This is a genomic window from Minwuia thermotolerans (assembly GCF_002924445.1).
GTDB classification, from domain to species: domain Bacteria; phylum Pseudomonadota; class Alphaproteobacteria; order Minwuiales; family Minwuiaceae; genus Minwuia; species Minwuia thermotolerans.
The window spans coordinates 25,328-49,506 of the sequence record NZ_PIGG01000004.1 but is presented as its reverse complement, the minus strand read 5'-3'; the positions used below and the strand labels follow the sequence as shown (position 1 = coordinate 49,506).

General features: G+C 68.2%; 20 protein-coding genes. 16 read left to right on the top strand and 4 right to left on the bottom strand.

Features of this window, described 5'->3' with window-relative positions:
- Positions 1–93: 93 nt before the first annotated feature.
- The 8 genes from CWC60_RS00300 to CWC60_RS23400 all read left to right on the top strand — a co-directional run bounded on the left by CWC60_RS00300 (position 94) and on the right by CWC60_RS23400 (position 6,422).
- Complete coding sequence (locus CWC60_RS00300) at positions 94–804, top strand: hypothetical protein (protein ID WP_125182694.1); 711 nt, start codon at positions 94–96, stop codon at positions 802–804.
- Positions 804–2,003, top strand: a complete 1,200-nt coding sequence (locus tag CWC60_RS00295) for a M48 family metallopeptidase (RefSeq protein ID WP_109792064.1) — start codon at positions 804–806, stop codon at positions 2,001–2,003. Before CWC60_RS00300 ends, CWC60_RS00295 begins: the two co-directional genes overlap by 1 nt.
- Positions 2,000–2,608 carry a hypothetical protein gene (locus tag CWC60_RS00290; protein WP_109792063.1) on the top strand — a complete coding sequence of 203 codons (609 nt, stop codon included), beginning with the start codon at positions 2,000–2,002 and terminating at the stop codon, positions 2,606–2,608. The genes CWC60_RS00295 and CWC60_RS00290 overlap by 4 nt, the downstream gene beginning before the upstream one ends.
- A gap of 100 nt (positions 2,609–2,708) precedes the next feature.
- Positions 2,709–3,233 carry a PAS domain-containing protein gene (locus tag CWC60_RS00285; protein ID WP_109792062.1) on the top strand — a complete coding sequence of 175 codons (525 nt, stop codon included), beginning with the start codon at positions 2,709–2,711 and terminating at the stop codon, positions 3,231–3,233.
- Positions 3,230–3,742, top strand: a complete 513-nt coding sequence (locus tag CWC60_RS00280; RefSeq protein WP_109792061.1) for a PAS domain-containing protein — start codon at positions 3,230–3,232, stop codon at positions 3,740–3,742. Before CWC60_RS00285 ends, CWC60_RS00280 begins: the two co-directional genes overlap by 4 nt.
- Before the next feature lie 10 nt (positions 3,743–3,752).
- Positions 3,753–4,253: a PAS domain-containing protein gene (locus CWC60_RS00275; RefSeq protein ID WP_109792060.1), complete on the top strand. Its 501-nt coding sequence runs from the start codon at positions 3,753–3,755 to the stop codon at positions 4,251–4,253.
- Between the two features lie 89 nt (positions 4,254–4,342).
- Complete coding sequence (gene ettA / locus CWC60_RS00270) at positions 4,343–6,022, top strand: energy-dependent translational throttle protein EttA (RefSeq protein ID WP_109792059.1); 1,680 nt, start codon at positions 4,343–4,345, stop codon at positions 6,020–6,022.
- A gap of 259 nt (positions 6,023–6,281) precedes the next feature.
- The gene (locus CWC60_RS23400) at positions 6,282–6,422 is read left to right on the top strand and encodes a hypothetical protein (protein ID WP_164516285.1); all 141 of its coding nucleotides are present in this window, start codon (positions 6,282–6,284) and stop codon (positions 6,420–6,422) included.
- Here CWC60_RS23400 and CWC60_RS23165 read toward each other — a convergent pair.
- Positions 6,412–7,122, bottom strand: a complete 711-nt coding sequence (locus CWC60_RS23165; RefSeq protein WP_125182693.1) for a hypothetical protein — start codon at positions 7,120–7,122, stop codon at positions 6,412–6,414. The genes CWC60_RS23400 and CWC60_RS23165 overlap by 11 nt on opposite strands.
- 281 nt (positions 7,123–7,403) lie before the next feature.
- Here CWC60_RS23165 and CWC60_RS00265 point away from each other — a divergent pair, with 281 nt between their 5' ends.
- Positions 7,404–9,221: an ABC-F family ATP-binding cassette domain-containing protein gene (locus CWC60_RS00265; protein ID WP_109792058.1), complete on the top strand. Its 1,818-nt coding sequence runs from the start codon at positions 7,404–7,406 to the stop codon at positions 9,219–9,221.
- 5 nt (positions 9,222–9,226) lie between these two features.
- On the opposite strand, the gene CWC60_RS00260 is transcribed toward CWC60_RS00265, so the two are convergent.
- Both CWC60_RS00260 and CWC60_RS00255 read right to left on the bottom strand, forming a co-directional pair.
- Positions 9,227–9,739: a MarR family winged helix-turn-helix transcriptional regulator gene (locus tag CWC60_RS00260; RefSeq protein ID WP_109792057.1), complete on the bottom strand. Its 513-nt coding sequence runs from the start codon at positions 9,737–9,739 to the stop codon at positions 9,227–9,229.
- A gap of 83 nt (positions 9,740–9,822) precedes the next feature.
- A complete protein-coding gene (locus CWC60_RS00255; RefSeq protein WP_109792056.1) occupies positions 9,823–10,743 on the bottom strand; it encodes an NAD(P)H-dependent flavin oxidoreductase in 921 nt (306 codons plus the stop codon).
- A gap of 113 nt (positions 10,744–10,856) precedes the next feature.
- On the opposite strand from CWC60_RS00255, the gene CWC60_RS24020 reads away from it, so the two are divergent.
- The 7 genes from CWC60_RS24020 to CWC60_RS00220 all read left to right on the top strand — a co-directional run bounded on the left by CWC60_RS24020 (position 10,857) and on the right by CWC60_RS00220 (position 18,918).
- Positions 10,857–12,614: a lytic transglycosylase domain-containing protein gene (locus CWC60_RS24020; protein ID WP_164516284.1), complete on the top strand. Its 1,758-nt coding sequence runs from the start codon at positions 10,857–10,859 to the stop codon at positions 12,612–12,614.
- Positions 12,604–13,131: a molybdenum cofactor biosynthesis protein B gene (gene moaB / locus CWC60_RS00245; RefSeq protein WP_109792054.1), complete on the top strand. Its 528-nt coding sequence runs from the start codon at positions 12,604–12,606 to the stop codon at positions 13,129–13,131. Before CWC60_RS24020 ends, moaB begins: the two co-directional genes overlap by 11 nt.
- A gap of 87 nt (positions 13,132–13,218) precedes the next feature.
- Positions 13,219–14,382: an OmpA family protein gene (locus CWC60_RS00240; RefSeq protein ID WP_109796367.1), complete on the top strand. Its 1,164-nt coding sequence runs from the start codon at positions 13,219–13,221 to the stop codon at positions 14,380–14,382.
- 51 nt (positions 14,383–14,433) lie between these two features.
- Positions 14,434–15,567 (top strand): PA0069 family radical SAM protein, encoded by a 1,134-nt coding sequence (locus CWC60_RS00235; protein WP_109792052.1) that lies wholly within the window; start codon positions 14,434–14,436, stop codon positions 15,565–15,567.
- Positions 15,568–15,693: 126 nt separating this feature from the next.
- The gene (locus CWC60_RS00230) at positions 15,694–17,118 is read left to right on the top strand and encodes a cation:proton antiporter domain-containing protein (protein ID WP_109792051.1); all 1,425 of its coding nucleotides are present in this window, start codon (positions 15,694–15,696) and stop codon (positions 17,116–17,118) included.
- Complete coding sequence (locus CWC60_RS00225) at positions 17,093–17,698, top strand: ribonuclease HII (RefSeq protein WP_109792050.1); 606 nt, start codon at positions 17,093–17,095, stop codon at positions 17,696–17,698. The genes CWC60_RS00230 and CWC60_RS00225 overlap by 26 nt, the downstream gene beginning before the upstream one ends.
- Before the next feature lie 137 nt (positions 17,699–17,835).
- The gene (locus CWC60_RS00220; RefSeq protein WP_109792049.1) at positions 17,836–18,918 is read left to right on the top strand and encodes a site-specific DNA-methyltransferase; all 1,083 of its coding nucleotides are present in this window, start codon (positions 17,836–17,838) and stop codon (positions 18,916–18,918) included.
- 350 nt (positions 18,919–19,268) lie between these two features.
- Here CWC60_RS00220 and CWC60_RS00215 read toward each other — a convergent pair whose 3' ends face one another.
- The gene (locus CWC60_RS00215; protein ID WP_109792048.1) at positions 19,269–24,074 is read right to left on the bottom strand and encodes an NAD-glutamate dehydrogenase; all 4,806 of its coding nucleotides are present in this window, start codon (positions 24,072–24,074) and stop codon (positions 19,269–19,271) included.
- Positions 24,075–24,179: the final 105 nt, after the last annotated feature.

Here is a 24,179-nt window from a genome sequence, read left to right as displayed (position 1 = left end):
CCGGCCACGCGCTACTCATTGCAGGTTGCGAAAGTCGGCGCCGCTGGTACCCTGAAGTCGGTCGGGGGGCCGGTGATCGCTTCGGAGGGGTTCGTGAAGCGCAGTATTCGTTTGGGCGTCGTGGCGGCGCTGCTTTTCGTGGTGGCGGCCTGCGCTTCCACAAGTCAGGTCAGCGAACAGGGCGTCGATTTCCGGCCGGGCCAGACCCGCATCGCGCTGATGCCGCTGGACATCAATCTCTATCTGCTCACGGCCGGCGGTGTGCTGGAGCCCCGGGCAGACTGGACCGAGGCCGCGGAAGGCCACGTCCGCGACGCGATCGAGAACGTGAAGGCGTCGCGGAAGCTCGAGCTGGTCGCGTTCAATGTCGAGAGCCTGCCGTCCGGGCAGCAGCAGACCATGACTCAGGTGGTCAAGCTGCATTCGCTGGTCGGCAACGAGATACTGGTCCAGCGCCGCATTCCGGAACTGCGGCCGCCGACCAAGGAAGGCCCGTTCGACTGGTCCATCGGACCGCACGCCAACGCCGTGGGCCAGCTTACGGGTGCACGCTACGGGCTGTTCGTGACCATGCGGGACAGCTACTCCTCCGCCGGACGGGTGGCCCTCAATCTGCTGACCAGCGTCCTGTTCGGCATCAGCGCCAATGGCGGCCAGCAGCTCGGCTACGCGTCTCTTGTGGATCTTGAAACCGGCCAGATCGTCTGGTTCGGGACCCTGCTGCGCGGTACCGGCGACCTGCGCAGCCCGGAAGCCGCTCAGGCCGCCGTAGACCAGCTCTTCGCTGGCCTGCCGGAAAGCTGATGTCCGCGGCGCTGACCCGCCGGCAGGTTCTGCACGGACTGTGCGGCTGCGGGGCCATCGCGCTGGGCGGATGCGTGACAAGCCAGGCGCGGCGGGACGTCACCGCCGGCCATCAGCCGCAGGCGAACTCGCTGGAAGGCGGGATCTGGAAGGAAATGGAGGACATCGAGGCGAGCACCCGGCATTCGCCGCTTCGAATCCGCGATGCCCGGCTGAACGACTACGTCCAGCGTATCGCCTGCCGTCTGGCAGGCGACCTCTGCCCGGATATCCGCGTCTACCTGGTGGAAACGCCTTACTTCAACGCCTCGATGGCGCCGAACGGCATGATGCAGATCTGGTCCGGGTTGCTGCTCCGCTGCCAGAGCGAGGCCGAGCTGGCGGCGGTGATCGGCCACGAACTGGGTCACTATATCCGCCGCCATTCGCTGCAGCAGATGGAGAACAGGACCAACCAGGCGGCGTTCGCGGCCTTTGCCGCCGTGCTGATCGCCGGCGCCGGCGGCGGCGAGGCTGCGCGCCTGCCCTATCTCATTGCCCAGGCCAACATTTCCAGCTTCAGCCGTGAACAGGAGGCGGAGGCGGACGAACTTGGCCTGGAGCTGATGACCCGGGCCGGTTACGCGCCCTTCGCGGCCGCCAGTGTCTGGCAGGGGCTGGTGGAAGAGCTGGACGCCGGCCTGGATGAAGACGAGCGGGAGGAGTGGCGCGAGAAGAAGGCGGTCTGGACCGCTTCCCATCCGACGCCGGACAGCCGGATCCGCGCACTCGCGGTCAAGGCCCGGCAGCACCTGGTCGACGGCCAGCGCTATGGCGAGGCCGACTATCACATGGCGCTCGCCGTTATCCGCGACCGGCTGATGCAGAGCGAACTGCGCCTTCACCAGTTCGACCGCACGCTGGTCATTGTCGACCGGATGAAGCGTGTCTTCCCCAACGATCCGGACGTCCACTACTACGAGGCCGAAGTCTACCGCCGGCGCAACGGCCCGCGGGATGAGTTCCTGGCCACGAACGCCTATGGCCGCGCCCTCGGCTTCGATCCGGGGCATGCCCGCGCCTGGCGGGGACTTGGCATCCTGCACCGGCGTGCCGGCCGCCACGGCAGCGCCGCCGACGCCTTCCGGCGCTATCTCGAACTGGCCCCGGCGGCGGAAGACAACCTGATGATACGTTCCTATCTCGGAGCCCAGACATGACAGGATCCATCCGGCTGGCCCTCGCGGCCGCCGCTCTCGCCCTGCTGGCCGCATGCGGCACCTACCAGTCCATCGACAAGAACCGTCGCGCCGACGTCGGCGACAACATGACGGTCCAGGTGGTCGGCGACTGGGCTGCGGTGTCCTCCTATGCCGTGCCGCTGAACGGGGCGTCGGCCCGCTGGACGGCCGACGGTCTGAGCGTCAATCAGCTCCTGTTCTTCGACGGGATCCAGCCGCAGACGCCAATTCTGAAGACCGGCAAGGAGAACGTGGACGATGATCTGCCGCTCTACCGCGCCGGCATGACCGAGAGCGGCGTGATGGAACTGGTCGAGAGCACGCTGGCGAAGGTTACCCAGGCGCCGCGCATCCGCGCGACCGGTCTTCGTCCGGAGACCTTTCTCGACCGGCGTGGCTTCGGCTTCGAGGTCGAAATGGTTACCGTCGAGCAACTGGAGGTCCGTGGCCTCGTCATCGGCGCGATGATCGGCGAGCGTCTCTACATGGTGCTTTACCAGGCTCCCAGACTGCACTTCTTCGACCTGCATGCGCCTGCGGTGAAGCGCATCGCCAACAGCGCCAGGCTGGACCTGGAAAGCTGAGTTCCGCCGACCCCGGGAACCGCCCACCGTGCCGCCATTGACGGCGAGGTCGCTTTGGCGGATTCATGGAACAGGGGGCCGTCTGCCTTCCGGGGGTAGCATGAACAGTTTCATCGATAGCCGCACCGGTGCGTTCCGGATCGTGGCGGTCGAGGAGTCCGAAGTCGAGAGTCCGCTGCTGCTGGAGGCGCGCGCCCTTTGGGACCGCCTGCGCGGCGACCGGCCGATGCCGTCCCGGCGGGACTTCGATCCCGTGGAGGCCCCGCGGCGGCTGCTGCCGCACATGATGCTGGTCGACGTCGCCTACGGCCAGACGCCGTCGCCGCGTTTCCGCTGGCGGCTGCTCGGCACCCATGTCACCACGGCCATGGGCCGGGATTCGAGCGGGCGCTGGTTCGACGAGATCTACCACGAACGCGAGATGGAACTGGTCGTCGGCGGCATGCGGACCGCGATCGAGACGCGCCGGCCCTGTTTCACGCGCGCCCGCGCGCCCAGCGAGGAACGCTCCTTCCTGCTGGTGGAGGCGGTCGACATGCCGCTGTCGTCGGACGGCGAGCGCGTCGACATGATCCTGGGCGCCTGCCATTTCTACAGCCCCGCACCCGACGGGCAGCAGTCATGAGCGGCCCCGAACCGATGCCGCTGCCGGCGGTCTTCCGGGTGGAACTGGACCCGGAGTTGGCGGTCGTGAGCCCGGTCCTGGCCGAGGCCCTGCGGCTCTGGGAGGCGCTGCGCGGCCCGCGGCAGATGCCGGCGCGCCGCGACTTCGACCCGGCGGAGACGCCGCGCGCCCTGCTGCCCCACATCCTGCTGATCGACGTCGACGCCGGGGCGGGGGCGGAGCCGCGTTTCCGCTGGCGGCTGATCGGCACCCATGTGACGACCATGCTGGGCCGCGACATGACCGGGCGCTGGTTCGACGAGATCTACGACGCGGGGACGCTGACATCCATCACCACCGGCCCGCGCTGGGTGCTGGCCAACCGCCGCCCCGTACGCACCGTGGGCCAGGCGCCGGTTGACGAACGCAGCTATCTGCGCTCGGAAAACCTCCACATGCCGCTTTCCGACGACGGCCGGCGCGTCGACAAGATTCTGGTCGCCACCGACCTCCGGTCCATCAGGTTGTGACGAGGACCCGATGACTCCCGCTCCAGACCGCCATTTCCCGAACTGGTTCCGGATGGAGCTCGCGCCTGTCGACGATATCCGCAGCGACGCGCTCCGGGCGGGTCTGGCCGCCTGGCGCAACGCCCGCGGGGAACGCGAGATGCCGGCGCGCCGCGATCTGGACCCCACGGCGATGCCGGGGTTCCTGTTGCGGCACCTGCTGCTGATCGACGTGGAGCATGCGCCGCGGCTTCGTCTGCGCTGGCGGCTGATCGGCACCCATGTCACCGAGATGATGGGCCGCGACTCGACCGGGCGGTACTGGGACGAACTCTACCCGCCGGAGATCGCCGATATCCTGGCGACCGGCCCCGCCGCCGCGATGCGGACGCGCGGACCGGTGCGCACCCTCGGCGTCGCCCCCGCCGGCGACCGCAGCTATCTGCGCTCCGAGAACCTGGACATGCCGCTGTCCTCGGACGGCGAGACGGTCGACATGATCATGGTGGTCAGCGATTTCGGCCGGCGCTGAGCGCGCCGATTGCCCCGCCCCGGCCCTTCCGTTAAAACGCGGCCTTCCGAATTCCCGAGAACTTCCGACGAAGGACGACGAGAGCGCGAATGGCGAACTATCAGTACGTCTACACCATGCAGGGTCTGACCAAGACCTGGCCGGGCGGCAAGACGGTGCTCAAGGACATCCACCTGTCCTATCTGCCCGGCGCCAAGATCGGCGTGCTCGGCGTCAACGGCTCCGGCAAGTCGACGCTGCTGAAGATCATGGCCGGCGAGATCACCGAGTACAACGGCGAGGCATGGGCGGCCGACGGCCTGAAGGTCGGCTATCTGCATCAGGAGCCGGAGCTGGACGAGACGAAGGACGTGCTCGGCAACGTGATGGACGGGGTGGCCGAGAAGCAGGCGATCCTCGACCGCTACAACGAGATCTCCATGAAGTTCGCCGAACTCATGGACGACGACGAGATGAACGCCCTGATCGAGGAGCAGGGGAAGCTGCAGGAGGAGATCGACGCCCGGAACCTGTGGGATCTGGACCGCGAGGTCGAGATCGCCATGGACGCGCTGCGCTGCCCGCCCGGCGACGGGGACGTCGCGAAGCTGTCGGGCGGCGAGCGCCGCCGCGTGGCGCTGGCGCGGCTGCTGCTGTCGAAGCCCGACATGCTGCTGCTCGACGAGCCGACCAACCATCTGGATGCCGAGAGCGTGCTCTGGCTGGAGCGGTTCCTGGACGAGTATCCCGGCACCGTCGTCGCCGTCACCCATGACCGCTACTTCCTGGACAATGTCGCCGGCTGGATCCTGGAGCTCGACCGCGGCAAGGGCATCCCCTTCCAGGGCAACTACTCGGGCTGGCTGGAGCAGAAGGAGAAGCGCCTGCGGCAGGAGGAGCGCGAGGACGCCTCCCGTCAGCGCACGCTGTCGCGGGAACTCGAATGGATCCGCCAGAGCCCCCGCGCGCGCCAGGCCAAATCCAAGGCGCGCGTCACCGCCTATGAGGAGCTGCTGTCGGCCGACACCGAGAAGCGCCGTTCGGAGATGCAGATCTACATCCCGCCCGGCCCGCGGCTGGGCGGCAATGTCGTGGAGTTCGAGAACGTCTCGAAGGCGTTCGGCGACAAGCTGCTGATCGACGGCTTCACGGCGAAGATTCCGCCCGGCGCCATCGTCGGCATCATCGGCCCCAACGGCGCCGGCAAGACGACGCTGTTCCGCATGCTCGCCGGGCAGGAAGAGCCGGATTCGGGCACCATCAAGGTCGGCGAAACCGTCGAACTCGGCTATGTCGACCAGTCGCGCCAGAGCCTGGACGACAGCAAGAACGTCTGGGAGGAGATCTCGGGCGGCACCGACGTGATCGAGCTGGGCAAGCGCACCGTGCCCTCGCGCGCCTATGTCGGCAGCTTCAACTTCAAGGGCGCCGACCAGCAGAAGAAGGTCGGCCAGCTATCGGGCGGCGAGCGCAACCGCGTCCATCTCGCCAAGATGCTGAAGTCCGGCGCCAACGTGCTGCTGCTCGACGAGCCCACCAACGACCTGGACGTGGAGACCCTGCGCGCGCTGGAGGAGGCGCTGGAAAGCTTTGCCGGCTCGGCCCTGATCATCAGCCATGACCGCTTCTTCCTGGACCGCATCGCCACCCATATCCTGGCCTTCGAGGGCGACAGCCACGTCGAATGGTTCGAGGGCAATTTCGAGGATTACGAGGCCGACCGGAAACGCCGCTTCGGCGACGACGCCGACCAGCCGCACCGGATCAAGTACAAGAAGCTGGTCGGCTAGACCGGCAGGCGCGCGGGGGATGGCCTGGCTGGCCCGCGCGCCTGTTGACTTCCGACACGGCAGGTCCCGGCTCGCGCCTCGCTCTGCTCGGCTTGGCCGGGATGACATCGAGGGGCGGACCTCCCACGGTGTCATCCCCGCCGAAGCGCAGCGGAGAGCCGGGACCTCTTGACGCGGGGCCGCACATCTCGCCCGTCGCCGCAGGCCGATCAGATTGCCGGATGCCCGCCCCGGGCTGGCATGACACGAAAGGTACCCGATGCCCCCCGTCCTGCATCTGCGCGACATTCATCTGACCTTCGGCGGCAAGCCCGCGCTGGACGGGGCGGAGCTGGCTGTCAGTCCGGGCGAGCGGATCGCGCTGGTCGGCGTTGTCGGAGCAGTGAATTTCAAAATATAATCTTGATTGTCACGGAATAGAACACTATCGCAAATCCGCATTCGAGACAAAATTTCAATAAAGCTTTTTCCAGTGATTCTGATTTTATTTCACTGGCGACATTTCCATCAGCAGCATATAGTATACTCCTAAATCCAGCAATATAGAATGTATTTGAGTAATTCAGCATACGATATATCCATTTCTTATCTATTTCGGAAAATGCAGATAACATTAGTGCACTGCTGGCAATGATATTCGATCGAATTAGTATTGGAATCCATATTAGTAGTCCAACTACTGCCCATACTGCATAGGCAATAACCTGAGGAACAAAAAGAAAATTGTGTTTAGTGCCTGATGGCTCTAATTTTTCCTTACTTTTTGTATTAATTTTCGGCAATTGTTCCGGATTTTTTATCGAATTTTCAATCTCAATAGTTAAACTGGAGCCAAGTTGTTCATGGCCGTTAATTGTAAATGTTATCCTCTCCCTGTAGAGCTCCCATATTAAATTCACGCTCTCTTCTGTATTCGAAATAAGTGCCCGTGTTGAATTTTTTATTTCCAATTTCCACCCAGCCTTGGCGCATAGTTCTTGGATATAAAGATTAGTCGCTGCGGTTATTGAGACAGTTGCACTTGATATTCCAAGTCTAGAGCTATAGTATCTTTCCAAAACCGAGACTTGACCAGATATTGAGAATTCCGCGTCTGCCACATCAATATTCCATTTTGTGCCGTATTGAACATTTACAACGGGCTAAAGTAGTGTCAGATGCATGTGAACCGTCTTTGATCATAATTGGGAATCCGAATGCCTTGAGTCTGTCTTGTCAACACAAGATTGGGATTTTCGCTATCCTACTGGCTTTAGGTCATTGGACAACCATATCTGGAGGGCAGACCTATTCAAGGACTTCCCGTTACGCGCAAGTTGCTACACATCGTTACGCGGCGAACCCAATTCCAAGCCGTTAGCAACGATAAAGAGTATACTCCATGCCCCCCGTCCTGCATCTGCGCGACATTCATCTGACCTTCGGCGGCAAGCCCACGCTGGACGGGGCGGAACTCGCCGTCAGTCCGGGCGAGCGGATCGCGCTGGTCGGGCGCAACGGCTCCGGCAAGTCGACGCTGCTGAAGATCGCCGCCGGCGTGGTCGACCCCGACGATGGCGAGATCTTCCGCCAGCCGGGCGCCACCATCCGCTATCTGCCGCAGGAGCCCGATCTGACCGGCCACGCGCGGGTCAGCAGTTTCGTCATGGCCGGCCTCGCGCCGGGCGACGACGAGCATCGCGCCCGCTACCTGGTCGAGAACCTCGGCCTCACGGGCGACGAGGATCCGGCGACGCTGTCGGGCGGCGAGGCGCGCCGCGCGGCGCTGGCCCGGGCGCTGGCCCCGGCACCGGATATCCTGCTGCTGGACGAGCCGACCAACCATCTCGACCTGCCGGCGATCGAATGGCTGGAGGCGGAACTGGCGGGCTCGGCATCGGCGATCGTGCTGATAAGCCATGACCGGCGCTTCCTGCAGAACCTGACGGCGGCGACGGTCTGGCTGGACCGCGGGGCGACGCGGCGGCTGGAGCGCGGCTTCGCCCATTTCGAGGAATGGCGCGACGCCGAGATCGCCGCCGAGGAGGAGCGGCTGCACAAGCTGGACCGCAAGATCGCCTCGGAGACCGAGTGGCTGCACAAGGGGGTCACCGCCCGGCGCAAGCGCAACATGGGCCGGCTCCGCGCGCTGCACGACCTCCGCTCGGAGCGCCGCAACTACGACAAGGCCCAGGGCCGGGTGGAGATGGCCGCGTCCGAGGCGGCGAAGTCCGGCAAGCGCGTGATCGAGGCCGAACACGTCTCGAAGAGCTTCGGGGACAGGACGGTGATCCGGGATTTCAGCCTCCGCATCCTGCGCGGCGACCGGATCGGCATTGTCGGGCCCAACGGCGCCGGCAAGACGACGCTGCTCAAGCTGCTGCTGGGCGACCTGGAGCCAGACGAGGGCCGGATCGCGCGCGGCACCAACCTGGAGATCGCGACCCTGGACCAGCGGCGCGAGAGCCTGGACCCGAAGATGTCGCTGGGCGACGCGCTGACCGGCGGCGGCGGCGACATGGTCGCCGTGGGCGGCGAGCAGCGCCATGTCATCGGCTACATGAAGGACTTCCTGTTCGACCCGAAGCAGCGGCCGACGGCGATCTCGGCCTTGTCGGGCGGCGAGCGCGGGCGGCTGATGCTGGCCCGGGCGCTGGCCCGGCCGTCCAACCTGCTGGTGCTCGACGAGCCGACCAACGACCTCGACATCGAAACCCTGGACCTGCTGCAGGAACTGCTGGCCGACTATGGCGGCACCATCCTGCTGGTCAGCCACGACCGCGATTTCCTCGACCGTTGCGTCACCGCCACCGTCGCCTTCGAGGGCGACGGCCGCTGGACGGTCTATGCCGGCGGCTACAGCGACATGATGCGGCAACGCGCCGGGGCGGCGAAGGAAGCGGCGGCGGAGGCAGCGGCCCGGAAGCCGGACGGGGCGGGGAAGACGAAGCCTGCGCAGAAGTCGCGCAAACCGGCGGTCCGGAAGCTCTCATACAAGCAGAAATACGCCCTCGAGACCCTGCCGGACCGCATCGCGGAGCTGGAAGGGGAGATGCAGCGGCTGGAGGCGGAGCTCGCCGACCGGAGACTGTTCACGCAGGATCCGGAACGCTTCCGGGCGGCGACGAAACGCCTGGAGGCCGCCGCGGCGGAGCACGCCGCCGCCGAGAGCGAATGGCTGGAACTGGAGATGCTGCGCGAGGAGATCGAGGGCGGCTGAGGCGATCAGCCCTGCCCGGCCTCCGGCGGCGGTGTCTCGTCCGACTGCAGCAGTCGGTCGGCGAAGGCGTTAGCGCGCGACAGCAGGCCGATCAGGGTCGCGTACTCCGCGTCGGAATAGATTTCGCGGAAGGCGCTGCCGACGGCCATGGCCCTGGGCAGCACCTGCCGCGCCAGCTTCTCCCCCGCGGCGCTCAGCACGATGATGATCTGGCGGCGGTCCCGCTCGTTCGGCCGGAAGGCGACCAGGCCGCGCTGTTCCAGCTGCCGCACGGTGCGGCTGACATGGGCGGGATCGAGCAGCGCCAGTTCGGATACGCGCCGCGCGATGCTGGGGCCGTAGATGAACAGCGCCAGCATGATGCGCCATTCGCGCAGGGTCAGACCGTCCTGCGCCAGGGCGCGGCGGGCGACGGTCAGCGACAGCTTGTTGCTCAACGCGACGATCTGATGGTTCAACGCATCGTCGGCGCCGTGTTCGGCCGCGCCCGCCGGGGGGCGCATCCTGTCATCTGCCATCGCCGATCTCCGGTGCCGGGCGCTTGCTTGCCGGAGCAAGCACAGGGCAGCATTACCGGCGCCGGGGCGGTTGTCTAGGTATCTTATGCGCTTTCGTGGTACTCGCGTGCGATCCCTGCCACAACGTCGGCCACTTCGGCGATCCCGTCGACCAGCTCGACCGAATGGCCGGCCGACCAGATGTCCTTCCAGCGCCGCGGCGCGTCCGGGTTGATGTCCTTTGAGATCTCGATGGCGCCGCGTTCGGGCAGGTTGTCCGGGTCCAGGCCGGCGGCCAGCAGGCTGGGCTTCAGGATGCTGGTGTCCAGGCCGGTGATGGCGTTGGTGAGCTTGATGTCGTCGAGGCCCGATTCCACCAGCATCTGCTTGTAGCGGTCGGCGGCCATGCTTTCGGCAGTGGCGATGAAGCGCGTGCCCATGTAGGCGAGGTCGCAGCCCAGCACCTCGGCCGCGCGCAGGCCCCGCCCGTCGCCGACCCCGCCGGCCAGCACCACCGGCCCGTCGAAGATGCGCCGCACGCCGCGCACGAAGGCGAAGGGGTTGGCCCAGCCGGTCTGGCCGCCCGCCCCGCCGGTCAGCAGGATCAAGCCGTCCGCGCCGGCGGCGATCGCCTTCTCGGCGTGGCGCATCGAGGCGATGTCGGCCAGCACCAGCCCGCCCCAGCCATGCACCGCGTCGACGATCTTCTCGGGGCTGCCGACGCTGGCGATGACCAGCGGCGGACGGTGCTTCGCCAGCACCTCCAGATCCTGCGGCAGGCGGGTATTGGTGCGGTGGACGATCAGGTTGGGCGCGATCGGCGCGCTGTCCTCGCCCGTCTCCCGGCCCATGCGTTCCAGCCACTGGTCCAGTTCGTCCACGGTGCGGCAGTTGGCCGTGGGGAACGATCCGATGACCCCCGCGCGGCAGGCGGCGATCACCAGGTCGGGCCCGGAGACCAGGAACATGGGCGCGGCGATCAGCGGCAGTTTCAGCCGCTCGGCGATCTCGGGAGGCAACGACATGAAAATCCTTTCCGGGCTGGCGGTCGCGACATCTTTCCCGAGCCGCCGGCCGCCGACAAGCTTGCGGTCGGCGGCGCTTCGGGTTTCATTGCGGCATGTTTGGCAGGTTGGGAATGTGGCTCGCAAGTCTCGCGCTGCTGGCGGCGGGGGCGTCGGCGGCACTGGCGGAGCCGCTGCCGCGCGTGCTTTCGGACGCCGACGCCGGGCGATATGCGCGCATCTTCGAGGCTCAGCGCCATGGCGACTGGCGTACCGCGGACCGGCTGATCGGCGGGCTGCAGGACCGCTTGCTGCTTGGCCATGTTCAGTTCCAGCGCTACATGCACCCGACCGCCTATCGCTCCGCCTATGCCGAGCTGCACCGCTGGATGAAGGCCCATGGCGACCACCCCATGGCCGAGCGGCTGCACGCCCTGGCGCAGAAGCGGCGCATCGCCGGCTGGAAGCCGCTGCCCGGGCCGTGGGTCGCGCGTCTGGAGCTGCCGGCGGGGGTGGAGCTGCCGGCCGCGCGCCCGGCCACGCGCGCGGAGGCCGCGGAGAGCGGCCGCACCGGTCATGACAGGGCGGTGCTGGCTCAGGTCCGGCGCAATGTGCTGCGCGACCGCATGACGGTTACCGAGAACATGCTGGACGGTCCGAGGGGGCAGGCGATGTCGCCGGCGGCGATGGCGGAGGCACGGGCCACGCTGGCCCGGGGCCACCTGTCCAAGGCCCGTTTCGAGCGTGCGCTGAAACAGGGCGACCTGGCCCGCCAGGGGCCGGGCGGCGGCATGCGCGCCGGTTCGTTCTATGCAGGGCTGGCGCTCTGGGCCATGGGCCGGCATGCCGAATCCCACTACCGCTTCGCCGCCGCCGCCGACACGGCGCCGGATCATATTGGCCACATGGGCGGGGCCGCCGACTTCTGGGCGGCGCGGGCGGCGCTGGCGGCCGGCCGCTACGCCGCCGTGGTGCCCTATCTGCGCCGGGCGGCCAGCTACAGCCGGGACATGTACGGGCTGCTGGCCGCGCGCCAGCTCGCCGACCGCGGCGACTTCGAATGGTCGCCGCCCGGGCTGACGGCTGCGGCGGTCGAGGCGCTGATGGCCGCCAATCCGGCGATCCGGCGCGCCATCGCCCTGACCGAGGCCGGTCAGATCGCCCGCGCCGATCTGGAGCTGCGCCGCCTGTCGCGCCGCGCGGACGCCCGCGGCTCGGCGCTGCTGATGGCGTTGTCTGCGGCGCTCGACGCCCCGGCCACGGCCTACCGCATCGCCCGCATCCGCCTGAACAGCTTCGGCGAGCGCCACGATCCGGCACTGTTCCCGCTGCCGGACTGGCAGATCGACGAGGGTCAGCCGATCGGCCGCGCCCTGCTGCTGGCGGTGGCGCGCCGCGAATCGGGTTTCGACACCCGCGCGCGCAGCGGCCGCGGCGCCAGCGGCCTGATGCAGCTGATGCCGCGTACCGCCGACTACATCGCGCGCAAGTCCGGGCGGCCGCCGCCGGGTCGGGCGGCGCTGTTCGATGCCGAGGTCAGCCTGGAACTGGGCCAGTCCTATCTCGCCTATCTGATGACGGCGGTGGAGCCCGACGGCAGCCTGCTGCACGTGCTGGCGGCCTACAATGCGGGGCCGGGCAATGTGCGCGAATGGCAGCGCCGCTTCGGCGACCGCGACGATCCGCTGCTGTTCCTGGAGCTCATGGGGTCGCTGCAGACGCGCCTGTTCGTGCGCGACGTGCTGGCGGCCTACTGGATCTACCGCGACCGGCTTGGGTGGGAGACGCCGACGCTGGGCGAACTGGCCGAAGGGCGCTGGCCCTTCTACAGTCCGCCGCCGCGCGCCGCGGCGCCGGTCCTCATCGGAAGGGGAGGCATCGGTGCCGATTGACGAGAGCCGGGACTTCGTGCCCGTGAACATCGCCGTGCTGACCGTCTCGGATACCCGCACGCCGGAAACCGACAGGTCCGGCGACGTGCTGGTGGAGCGGCTGGAGGCGGCCGGCCACCGGCTGGCGGCGCGGTTGATCGTTGTTGACGAGCGGGCCGCGATCGCCGAACGGCTGCGGGCCTGGGCCGACGATGAGGGCGTCGACGTGGTCATCGCCACCGGCGGCACCGGGGTGACGGGCCGCGACGTCACGCCGGAGGCTCTGTCCGACGTCTGCGAAAAGGAGATCGCCGGCTTCGGCGAGCTGTTCCGCATGCTCTCCTACGAGAAGATCGGCACCTCGACGATCCAGTCGCGCTGCGCCGCCGGCGTCGCCCGCGGCACCTACATCTTTGCCCTGCCGGGGTCGCCGGGGGCCTGCCGCGATGGCTGGGACATGATCCTGGCCACCCAGCTCGACATCCGCTTCCGTCCCTGCAACTTCGTTGAATTGCTGCCACGGCTCAGGGAAAGCTGAACCTTTCCGGACACAAAGGGGTTGTGCAGGGGCGCGGCCCCGCGCAATTCTGCGCGGCCGGGGGGCGCATGAGTGGGTAATTTGACGATGAAACGACGTCTGACGGCGGTTGCGGCCGCGGCGCTGGCGCTGCTTCCGGCGGCGGCACTGGCGGAGATCGACGGGCCGTACCTGGCCGGCGGCGTCCTGGGCCAGCATGTCGGCGACCGCGAACTTTCCGGCGGCGTGGCGGGCGACCTGGAAGTGGCCATCGGCGCGGGCGGCCTCGCGGCCTTCGGCTACCAGTTCCGCACCGGGATCCGTCTGGAGACGGAGCTGAGCTACCGCCACAACCGGGCCGACAGCTTCAACGGCGCGAATGTTGGCGGCTCCTTCGGCGTTCTCGGCGGCCTCGTCAATCTGGTCTGGGAATACGACAACGACACCGGCGTCTATCCCTATGTCGGCGGCGGCATCGGCATCGCCCAGGTCCAGGCCAACGATTTCAATTTCGGCGGCGGCCGGACCCTGGACGACGGCGCCACGGAGCTCGCCATGCAGGGCCTGGCCGGCGTCGCCTTCGCGCTGGATCCGAATCTCTCGCTGATCGCCGAGTACCGCTATTTCCGCACCGGCGAGGCCGAATTCCGCGATTCGACCGGCGCCACCATCGACGCCAGCTATGCGGCCCACACCGCGGTACTGGGCCTGCGCTACCGCTTCGGCGAGCCGCCCAGGGCCGCCCGCGCCGCGACGAGCGTGCGCGACGCCGCAGCCTCCGCCCTGCCCGCCGCCAGGGGACCGAAGGAAACCACGGCGCCCCGGCGTCTCGCGCCGGCGCGCGCCGCCGAGCCGCCCAGGCCGCAGGCCGAGCCGCTGCCCAACGCCCAGGCCCGGGCCGCGGCCAGCCTGCGCCGCTCCTATGTCGTCTTCTTCGCCCTGGACAGCGCCGAGCTGGGTGACGAGGCGCGCCAGACCGTCGCCGAGGCGAGCGACCGCGCCCGCCAGGACGGTACGGCCGTGATCGAACTGGCGGGTCACACCGACCGTTCCGGCGACGCCGCCTACAACCGCGCCCTGTCCGAACGGCGCGCGCGCAACACCGCCGCCGAGATCCGCAGCCATGGCGTGGAGGCGGTGATGGACATCGAGGCGCATGGCGAGACACAGCCCCTGGTGCCGACCGCCGACGGCGTCTACGAGCCGCGCAACCGCCGCGTCGAGATCGTCCTGCAGGGCCAGGGCGACGGCCTGAACGTCAGCCGCAACTGATCCCGGCCATTGCCGCTTGACCGCGTGGCCCTGCAATGGTTCCATCCGGGCATGGAACAAAAAAAGAACATAACCTATGGCGGTCATGGCTTCGACATGTCCGCGGCGGCCGGACCGGCCCAGGCCAGGGGCCGGGGCGCGCGGTCCAACCGCTCGGGTCGCTTCGAGGCCGAGGAGCGCGTCTGGATCGACGATGGCTGGACCCCGCCCGAGGAGTGGCTGGAGGACGGAGCGGGCGTCCGGACGACCGAGACCGCGGACGCCACGCGCACCATCATCGCCCGCAACAGCTCGCCCGACATCTCCTTCGACCGCTCGATCAACCCCTATCGCGGCTGCGAGCACGGCTGCATCTACTGCTTCGCGCGGCCGACCCACGCGTATCTTGGCCTGTCTCCCGGCATCGATTTCGAGACGAAGCTGCTCTACAAGCCCGAGGCCGCGCGGCTGCTGGAAAAGGAACTGCGCGCGCCGGGCTACCAGTGCCGCGTCATCGCCATTGGCACCAATACCGACCCCTATCAGCCGATCGAGCGCCGGCGTCAGGTCACCCGCCAGATCCTGGAGGTGCTGGCCCGCTTCGAGCATCCGGTCGGCATCGTCACCAAGTCGGCGCTGGTGACCCGCGACCTCGACATTCTGGCGCCCATGGCGGAGAAGGGTCTGGTCAAGGTGGCGCTGTCGGTGACCACGCTGGACAGGCGGCTGGCGCGCTCCATGGAGCCCCGGGCGTCCACGCCGGAGAACCGGCTGGCGGCGATCCGGGAGCTCTCCCGGGCCGGGGTGCGCACCGCCGTCATGGCCGCGCCGATGATCCCCTCGCTGAACGAGCCGGAGATGGAGGCGATCCTGGAGCGGGCGGCCGAGGCCGGCGCCCGGGAGGCCGGCTACATCCTGCTGCGCCTGCCGCTGGAGATCGCCGACCTGTTCCGCGAATGGCTGGAGAGCGAGACCCCGAACCGGGCCGGACGCATCATGAAACTGATCCGGGACATGCGCGGCGGCCGGGACTACGACGCCGCCTGGGGGCGGCGCATGTCCGGCGCCGGACCCTATGCCGAAATGATGGCGCGCCGCTTCCGCATCGCTGCCCGGCGGCTGGGCCTGAACGAGGCGAAGCTGCGGCTCGATACCTCGCGTTTCCAGAGACCGCCGGCGCCGGGGGATCAGCTCTCGCTGCTCTGACGAGCGGCGCAGGCCCCCCTCGGGGATGGTAATGAAGGCAGATGGCTGCGGCGCGCATGCCGCCGCCGCATCGCCGGGTGTGCGTCGTCAGTGCCAATTCCGCCCGAATTGCTCTAGATTGGGGCGATGCACGAACAGGAGCTGATCAATCTCGCGATCGTGGCCGTGGCCGCGCTCGCCTGCGGCCTGGCGTTCAGCCGGATGCGCCAGCCCGTCGTGGTCGGCTACATCGCCGCCGGCATCGTCCTGGGGCCGTCGCTGCTGGGCGTGATCGGCGACCGCGACGAGGTCGAGTTCATCGCCGAGCTGGGCGTGCTGATGCTGCTGTTCCTGATCGGCATGGAGCTGTCGCTGCGCAGTTTCCGCCGCGTCTGGCGCCTCGCCGTCACCGTCGCCGGCCTGCAGGTGCTGCTGGGCGTGGGCACGGCCTGGCTGATCGGCGCGGCGTCGGGCTGGACCCCGCAGGTGGCGCTGATCGTCGGCTTCGGCCTCAGCCTGTCGTCGACCGCCGTCGCCATCAAGATCCTGGAGGACATCGGCGAGCTCCGCTCCGACGTCGGCCGCCTGGCCGTCGGCGTGCTCGTGGCGCAGGATCTGGCCGTGGTGCCGATGCTGATCATCGTCTCCGAGATGGGGCGGGAGGGCGCCGGACCCGCCGACGCGGCCCTGCCGGTGATCGTCGCCGTGGCCATCCTCGTCGGCGTCGTCTTCCTGCTCAGCCGGCGCAAGCGCGAGCACCTGCCCTTCGCCCACTGGATCACCGACAACGCCGATCTCGCCGCCATGGGCGGCCTCGCGATCTGTTTCGCCGGCGCGGCGGTCAGCGGCGTGCTCGGCCTGTCGCCGGCCTATGGCGCCTTCGTCGGCGGGCTGGTGGTCGGCAACACCATCGAACGCGGCAAGATGATCAGCGCGGTGCAGCCGATCCAGTCGGTGCTGCTGATGGTGTTCTTCCTCTCGATCGGCTTGCTGCTCGACCTCGGATTCATCTATGAGAACCTCGCTGTCGTGCTGGGGCTGCTGCTGCTGGTGACCCTGACCAAGACGGCGGCGAATATCGGCATCTTCCGCATGCTGGGCGAGCCCTGGCCCCGGGCCTGGCTGGCCGGCACGGTGATCGGCCAGGTCGGCGAGTTCTCCTTCATCCTGGTGGCCGCCGGCGCGGCGGCGGGGGTGGTCGACGGCTACAGCCGGGATCTGATGACCTCGGTCATCGTCCTCAGCCTGATCTCCAGCCCCTTCGTGCTGTTCTCCGCCCGGCGGATGGCGCGGGTGAAGTGGCGGCGCGTCAGGACCTTCGAGGATTTCCTGGGCGCGGTCTATTTCCGCGGCCGGGGGCGGCGGGCGCCGGCGGCGGCCGCGCCGCGGCCGGGGCGGGTGTCGATGACGCTGGGCGACTACAGCCGGGGCGAGGTGGACCGGCTGATGCGGCGTGTCCGGCCGAAGCGCGGGGGCGCGGCCGGGGACGGGGAAGACGGCTCCGGCGGCGGAGCGGCAGGGGGAGCGCGAGGGGGAGAAAGGGGCGATGCCCGACCGAATGCTGGAAACTGAACGCAGCCGTATCTGGCAGGGCCCGGTGGCCGGCGTCGACGAGGCCGGGCGCGGCCCCATCGCCGGCCCGGTCGTGGCCGCCGCCGTCATCCTGCCCGAAGACTTCATGCTGGAGGGCGTCAACGATTCCAAGCTGATCGCGCCGGCGGCGCGGGAGGCGCTGGCGCTCGCGATCCGCGCGGTCGCGGTGGTCGCCGTCGGCCAGGCCTCTGTCGAGGAGATCGACACGCTCAACATCCTGCACGCCGCCATGCTGGCCATGCAGCGCGCGATCGAGGCCCTGCCCATGCGGCCCGCCGGGGTGCTGGTGGACGGCAACCGCCTGCCCGAGCGGCTGCCCTGTCCCGGCCTGCCGGTGATCGGCGGCGACGGCACGGAACTCGCCATCGCCGCGGCCTCCATCATCGCCAAGACCGAACGCGACCGGATGATGCGGGATCTGGGCGCGCTCTATCCCGGCTACGGCCTGGAAACCCATGCCGGCTACGCCACCGAACAGCACCGTCAGGCGGTACAGCAGCTGGGCCCCACGCCCGCCCATCGCCGGTCATTCCGCCCCGTTCGTGACATGTTCACTTGAACAACGGGCTATAAGCCCATGACTTCTCATATCAAAATGTTGACGGTAGACTCAGGTCGCGTCAGTTTGGCGCGGAGGGATCGATTCGTGGGGGTCGCGGATCGGCCAGAAGCGGTGAAATCGGGTCGGGCGCGGCGATGCAGGAACTTCCGGTCAACCGGATCATCCAGGGCGACTGCGTCTCCATCATGGAGGGGCTGCCGGCGGGTTCCGTCGACATGATCTTCGCCGATCCGCCCTACAACCTGCAGCTTCGCGGGGAGCTGAAGCGCCCCAACGAGTCCGTGGTCGACGCCGTCGACGACGACTGGGACCGCTTCGAGAGCATGGAGGCCTATGACGCCTTCACCCGCGCCTGGCTGACGGCGGCGCAGCGCCTGCTCAAGGACAGCGGCACGCTGTGGGTCATCGGCAGCTATCACAACATCTACCGCATCGGCGCCGTGCTGCAGGATCTCGGCTTCTGGATTCTCAACGACGTGGTCTGGCGCAAGGCCAACCCGATGCCCAATTTCCGCGGCCGGCGGCTGACCAACGCGCACGAGACGCTGATCTGGTGCGCCAAGGCGGAGGACGCGAAGAACTACACCTTCAACTACGAGGCGCTGAAGGCGCTGAACGACGATCTGCAGATGCGCTCCGACTGGCTGCTGCCGATCTGCTCGGGCGGCGAGCGGCTGAAGGTCAACGGCCGCAAGGCGCATTCGACGCAGAAGCCGGAATCGCTGCTCTACCGGGTGATGCTGACCGCGACACGCGACGGCGACATCGTGCTCGATCCCTTCTTCGGCACCGGCACCACGGGCGCGGTGGCCAAGCGCCTCGGCCGGCGTTTCATCGGCGTCGAGCGCGAGGACAAGTTCTGCCGCCTGGCCCAGGCGCGGATCGGCCGCGTGCGCACCCTGCCGCCGGAGGATCGGGTGATCACCCCGCCCAAGCGCCAGCAGACGCGCGTGCCCTTCGGCATGATCGTCGAGCGGGGCCTGATCGAGCCCGGCACGCACCTGCACGACTATCAGCGCCGCCACACCGCGCGGGTGCGCGCCGACGGCAGCCTGGTCTGCGCCGACGCCACCGGCTCGATCCACAAGATCGGCGCCCATGTGCAGGGCGCGCCGAGCTGCAATGGCTGGACCTACTGGCATGTCGATGTCGAAGGCCGCCTGGCGCCCATCGACATCTTCCGCGAGCAGGTCCGCAGCGAACTGGGCGGTCTCTAGGCAATCCCGGTTGGCGCGCGAGGGTTGGCATGGCCGGCTCGCGCGCCTTCTGAATCAGAGAAACGGCAGAATTGCCTGTGCACCCGTCCGCGCCACGACACCGCTACTCCCCGGAACGGGGTCCGGGGCAGGCTCGTCAAGCCCGAGGACTTCGACAGATCAATCCTCGGTTGGATTGAATCGCCAGTAGAGCTTCGGTGTCATGCCCGCCCCCCGAACGGGGTCAGGGGCAGGCTTGTGCGGGCATCCGGCCTGGATCATCGAATTGCGGCAAAGCCGCTCCGGACCCCCGCACAGAGGCGGGGGTGACACGCCGAGTGAGCGGCGGTCCAATCAGACAGCGGAAGGGTCTATCCCAGCAGGCGGCCGATCTGACGGTTGGCGAGGACGAGGCGGCCGATGTCGACGGCGCCGGCGGCGCGGATCTCGTGCATGGTCTGGTCGATGCGGCCGAGATCGCGGCCGTACTGCGCCTCGAAGGTCTCCATCGCGCCCTTCACCGTTTCGGCGTCGCCGGCGAAGGCGTTGACCGCGAGCTGGCGCTGCTGAGCGTAGGTGTCCTCGACCAGCATGTTCACGGCCTGGCGGTCCCAGGCGCTTTCCAGCATCAGATTGGCCGCCTGGGCGCGCAGCCAGTCCAGTCCCAGCCGCGCGCCGATGGCGAAATAGGTCTCGGCCACCAGCCCGATGTCGCGGGCCGCGGTCTCGGCGGCGTCGACCACGTCCAGCGTTGTCGCCAGCGGCTGCAGGGCGGCGACGTCTGCCGCCAGCTTCTCGTCCACGCCCGCGGCCGCGAGATCGGCGGCGCGCTGGCGAAAGGCGGCCAGCTCCATCTCGCCCAGCTGCTCGTCCAGCCGTCCGCGCAGGTCCTGGATGGCGGGGCGGAAGCGTTCGGCAATGCGGACCCGGCCGATCGGCTGGGCGGCGTTGCGCAGGAACCACAGGCCGGCGCGCACCATCGCGTCCTGCACCATCAGCAGCATGCGCGTCTGCACTTCGGCCGGCACCTTGTTGTCGAGGGCGTCGATGGCCTCCCAGATCGGGTCGAGCCGGAAGACCTGGCGCGTGGCCATCGCCACCCGGCCGACATCCGCCGCATCCACGCCCAGGTCGTCCTGCGCCAGCCGCGGAAAGGCCGGCCCGGCGCGGTTGACCATGAAATTGGCGATGCGGGTGGCGATGATCTCCCGGCGCAGACGATGGCCCTCGATGGCGTCGGGGTAGCGTTTCTGGACGGCTTCCGGGAAATAGCCGAACAGCACGTCCTCCAGCCCGTCCTCGTCGGGCAGGGCGCTGTCGAGCAGCTCCGTCTTCAGCGTCATCTTGGCGTAGGAAAGGATGACGCAGAGTTCCGGCCGGGTCAGGCCGCCGCGGCGTTCCGACAGCTCTTCGTCGTCGGGCAGGTACTCGATGTCCCGGTTGAGCAGCCCCTCCCGGGCGTAGGAGCGCATCAGCCGCCCCCAGGGGCCGTTGCCCGACCGTCCGCGCGCCTGGGCGACGGTGACCGCCTGGCCCTGGACGTAGTTGTCCTCCAGCACCAGGCCGGCGACAGCCTCGGTCATCTCCTCCAGCAGGGTGTTGCGCTGCTTGCGGGTCATGTCGCCGGCGGCCTCGACGGCGCCCAGCAGGATCTTGATGTTGACCTCGTGATCGGAACAGTCGACGCCGGCCGAATTGTCGATGAAGTCGGTGTTGATGCGCCCGCCGCCGGTTGCGTACTCGATGCGGCCGAGCTGGGTGATGCCCAGGTTCGCGCCTTCGCCGATCACCTTGACCCGCAGTTCCCGCGCATCGACCCGGATGGCGTCGTTGGCCCGGTCGCCGGCGTCGCCGTGGCTCTCGTCCTCCGACTTCACATAGGTGCCGATGCCGCCGAACCAGAGCAGGTCGGCCGGCGCGCGCAGGATCGCCTGCATCACCTGGAAGGGCGTCATCTCGGCCGGCTCTACGCCGATCGCCGCCGCCGCCTCCGGCGTCAGCTTCACCTTCTTCTCGGTCCGCGGCACGATCATCGCGCCCTTTGACAGCTTGCTGCGGTCGTAGTCGTCCCAGCTCGAGCGGCCGAGCTCGAAGACCCGTTGCCGCTCGGCGAAGCTGACGGCCGGGTCCGGATCGGGATCGATGAAGATGTGGCGGTGGTCGAAGGCCGCCAGCAGGCGGATCTGCTGCGACAGCAGCATGCCGTTGCCGAAGACGTCGCCGGACATGTCGCCGACGCCGACGACGCTGAAGGGCTCGGTCTGGATGTCGGCGCCGATCTCCCGGAAGTGGCGTTTCACGCATTCCCACGCGCCGCGCGCGGTGATGCCCATCTTCTTGTGGTCGTAGCCGGCCGCGCCGCCCGAGGCGAAGGCGTCGCCCAGCCAGAAGCCGTAGTCGATCGCCACCTGATTGGCGTAGTCGGAAAAGGTCGCGGTGCCCTTGTCGGCGGCGACCACCAGATAGGGGTCGTCGCCGTCGCGGCGGACGACGCTCTCGGGCGGGACGATCGATCCGTCGACGATGTTGTCGGTGACGTCCAGCAGGCCGGAGATGAAGCCGCGGTAGCAGGCCACGCCCTCGGCGATCTGGGCCTCCCGGTCGCCGCCCTGGGGCGGGCGCTTGGGCACGAAGCCGCCCTTGGAGCCGACCGGCACGATGACGGCGTTCTTGACCATCTGCGCCTTGACCAGGCCCAGCACCTCGGTGCGGAAGTCCTCGCGCCGGTCCGACCAGCGCAGGCCCCCGCGCGCCACCAGCCCGCCGCGCAGGTGCACGCCCTCGAAGCGCGGGCTGTAGACGAAGATCTCCCGGAACGGCCGCGGCAGGGGAAGGTCGTCCAGCGCCTGGCTGTCGAACTTCAGCGACACATAGGGGTTGCCGTCGACGTCCGTGCGCCGCTGGAAGAAGTTGGTTCTGAGCGTCGACTGCACGGCGTTGAGGAAGCGGCGCAGGATGCGGTCTTCGTCCAGGCTGGGCACCTTGTCCAGCAGCAGCTCGATGGATTCCCCGATGGTCTGCGCCGTCTCCTCCCGGTCGCCCGGCGAAGCCGGGTCCAGCAGACAGTAGAACAGTTCCACGATCAGGCTGGTGACGGCGCCATTGGTCGCCAGCGTGTCCTCCATGTAATCCTGGCTGAAGGCGATGCCAGCCTGGCGCAGGAACTTGCAGTAGGCGCGCAGCAGCACCACGTCGCGCGGCGCGATGCCTTCGGCGACGATCAGGCGGTTGAAGCCGTCATTCTCCATCTCGCCGGAGAAGATCTTGGCGAAGCCCTCCTCGAAGGCCGGCTTGAACTCGCCCAGCTTCGGCTCCGCGCCGTCGGTCGTGCTCATCTCGAAGTCGTGGATCCAGCAGAACGGATCGACGGGATCGCCGACCGGGTGGCTCTGCTCGGACAGCACCCACAGCCCCATGTGCTCCAGCATCGGCAGCACGTCCGAGAGCGCCAGCGCCTCGCCGCGCTGGAACAGCTTCAGGCGCAGCGTGCGGTCGTCGTCTTCCAGCAGCCGGTAGAGGTTGAGGCCCATCGCGTCCTGCGCCGTCTCCTCCATGTGCTGGATGTCGATGCAGGCCATCTCGGCGCTGAACACCTCGCGGTAGGCGGCGGAGAAGGCGTGGGCGTAGCGCCGGTGCAGCACATTGGCGCGCTCCTCGCCCCAGGCTTCGACCAGCGCATCCTTCAGCGCGTCGTCCCAGGACCGCGCGGCCTCGATCAGCCGCGCTTCCAGCGCCTCCCGGTCGACCTCGCTCGCGGTCGGGCCGCCGCCGACGATGACGTGCAGCCGGGCCAGCGCGGAATCGCCGATCTGGGTGTAGAAGGCGGAGATGCGCCCGCCGAGCTGCTCGGCCAGGATCTTCTCGAACTTGCGGCGGAGTTCGGAATCGTAGTTTTCCCGCGGCACGTAGACCAGGCAGGAGAAGAACCGTTCGAAACGGTCGCGGCGCAGGAACAGCTTGATCCGCGGTCGGTCCTGCAGCCCCAGAATGCCCATGGCGGTCTGGTAGAGCTCGTCTTCCGGGATCTGGAACAGCTCGTCGCGGGGGAAGGTGTCGAGCACGTTGGCCAGCGCCTTGCCCGCGTGACCGCGCGGGTCGTAGCCGGCGCGCTCCAGAACCCGCGCGGTCTTGCGCCTCAGATAGGGGATCTCCTTCGGCGTGCGGTTGTAGGCGGCGGAGGTGAACAGGCCGACGAAGCGGCGCTCGCCGACGATCTGGCCGTCGCCGTCGAAGCGCTTGATGCCGACATAGTCCAGGTGGACCGGGCGGTGGATGGTCGAGCGCTTGTTGGTCTTGGTGACAATGATCAGTTCCGGCCGCTGCAGGAACTCGCGCACCTCCGGCGACAGCGCGGGCTCGCCGCTGGCGCGCTCCATCACGCGCCGGGCGGGGTCGCGCAGCAGGCCGAGGCCGGAGCCCGGCACGATCTCCAGGCTCTCGGTCTCCCGGCTGGCCAGGTAGTCGTATTCGCGGTAGCCGAGAAAGGTGAAGTGGTCGTCGATCATCCACTCCAGCAGCGCCCGTCCTTCCTCGACGTCCTCGGCGTCCAGCGGCGGCGGGTTCTCGCGCAGATCCTCGACCATGATTTCGGCCTGCCGCAGCATCGGCCGCCAGTCCTCGACCGCCAGGCGCACATCGTCCAGCGTCTCGCCGAGCGCCTTCTCGATGGCCGCGAGATCCGCCGGGTCGGAATGGGTCGAGAACTCGATCTGGATCACCGATTCGGCGATCGCGCCCTCGGCGCCGCGGTCGACGCAGCCCTGCAGCCGGCCCTCGGCGTCGCGGACGACATGCACCACCGGATGGATCAGCTCGTGGATCTGGCCGTCGAACTGGCCCAGGGCGGAGACGATCGAATCGACCAGGAACGGCATGTTGTCGTTCACGGTCTCGATGATGGTGTGGGGCGAGGACCAGCCGTGCTCGTCCAGCTTCGGATTGTAGGCCCGGACCTTGCCGGAGCCGGGCTTGCGCTGGGCCGCGAATTTCCACAGCGACAGCAGCGCACCGTAGATATCCTCGGCGCTGCGCTCCTCCACCGCCTCGTGGATCGCGCGGTGAAGCACCTGCGCGGCGAAATCGGTGAGGGCCGCCGCCTCCTCGGCCGCCAGGCGATCGCGACAGCGTTCGGTGACGGCCTGCAGCAGTTCATCCTGCGCGTCGGTCCTGGCGTCCATGGCGTCCCTCCGCTCGCTGACTGGCGGCCGCGATTGTGGCACGGACCGCACAGGGGCGAAACATTGCAGCTTTCTTCGCCTCCGTGCCTGCAAAACCGGCAGGGA

Bases quoted from the DNA above. Each gene is read 5' to 3' on its own strand.
- ettA (WP_109792059.1), top strand. From the start codon at position 4,343: ATGGCGAACTATCAGTACGTCTACACCATGCAGGGTCTGACCAAGACC.
- CWC60_RS00220 (WP_109792049.1), top strand. From the start codon at position 17,836: ATGCAGGAACTTCCGGTCAACCGGATCATCCAGGGCGACTGCGTCTCC.
- CWC60_RS00260 (WP_109792057.1), bottom strand. From the start codon at position 9,739: ATGGCAGATGACAGGATGCGCCCCCCGGCGGGCGCGGCCGAACACGGC.
- CWC60_RS00275 (WP_109792060.1), top strand. From the start codon at position 3,753: ATGACTCCCGCTCCAGACCGCCATTTCCCGAACTGGTTCCGGATGGAG.
- CWC60_RS00255 (WP_109792056.1), bottom strand. From the start codon at position 10,743: ATGTCGTTGCCTCCCGAGATCGCCGAGCGGCTGAAACTGCCGCTGATC.
- CWC60_RS00285 (WP_109792062.1), top strand. From the start codon at position 2,709: ATGAACAGTTTCATCGATAGCCGCACCGGTGCGTTCCGGATCGTGGCG.
- CWC60_RS00265 (WP_109792058.1), top strand. From the start codon at position 7,404: ATGCCCCCCGTCCTGCATCTGCGCGACATTCATCTGACCTTCGGCGGC.
- CWC60_RS23400 (WP_164516285.1), top strand. From the start codon at position 6,282: ATGCCCCCCGTCCTGCATCTGCGCGACATTCATCTGACCTTCGGCGGC.
- CWC60_RS00280 (WP_109792061.1), top strand. From the start codon at position 3,230: ATGAGCGGCCCCGAACCGATGCCGCTGCCGGCGGTCTTCCGGGTGGAA.
- CWC60_RS00240 (WP_109796367.1), top strand. From the start codon at position 13,219: ATGAAACGACGTCTGACGGCGGTTGCGGCCGCGGCGCTGGCGCTGCTT.
- CWC60_RS00215 (WP_109792048.1), bottom strand. From the start codon at position 24,074: ATGGACGCCAGGACCGACGCGCAGGATGAACTGCTGCAGGCCGTCACC.
- CWC60_RS00290 (WP_109792063.1), top strand. From the start codon at position 2,000: ATGACAGGATCCATCCGGCTGGCCCTCGCGGCCGCCGCTCTCGCCCTG.
- CWC60_RS00225 (WP_109792050.1), top strand. From the start codon at position 17,093: ATGCCCGACCGAATGCTGGAAACTGAACGCAGCCGTATCTGGCAGGGC.
- CWC60_RS24020 (WP_164516284.1), top strand. From the start codon at position 10,857: ATGTGGCTCGCAAGTCTCGCGCTGCTGGCGGCGGGGGCGTCGGCGGCA.
- CWC60_RS00295 (WP_109792064.1), top strand. From the start codon at position 804: ATGTCCGCGGCGCTGACCCGCCGGCAGGTTCTGCACGGACTGTGCGGC.
- CWC60_RS00235 (WP_109792052.1), top strand. From the start codon at position 14,434: ATGGAACAAAAAAAGAACATAACCTATGGCGGTCATGGCTTCGACATG.
- CWC60_RS00230 (WP_109792051.1), top strand. From the start codon at position 15,694: ATGCACGAACAGGAGCTGATCAATCTCGCGATCGTGGCCGTGGCCGCG.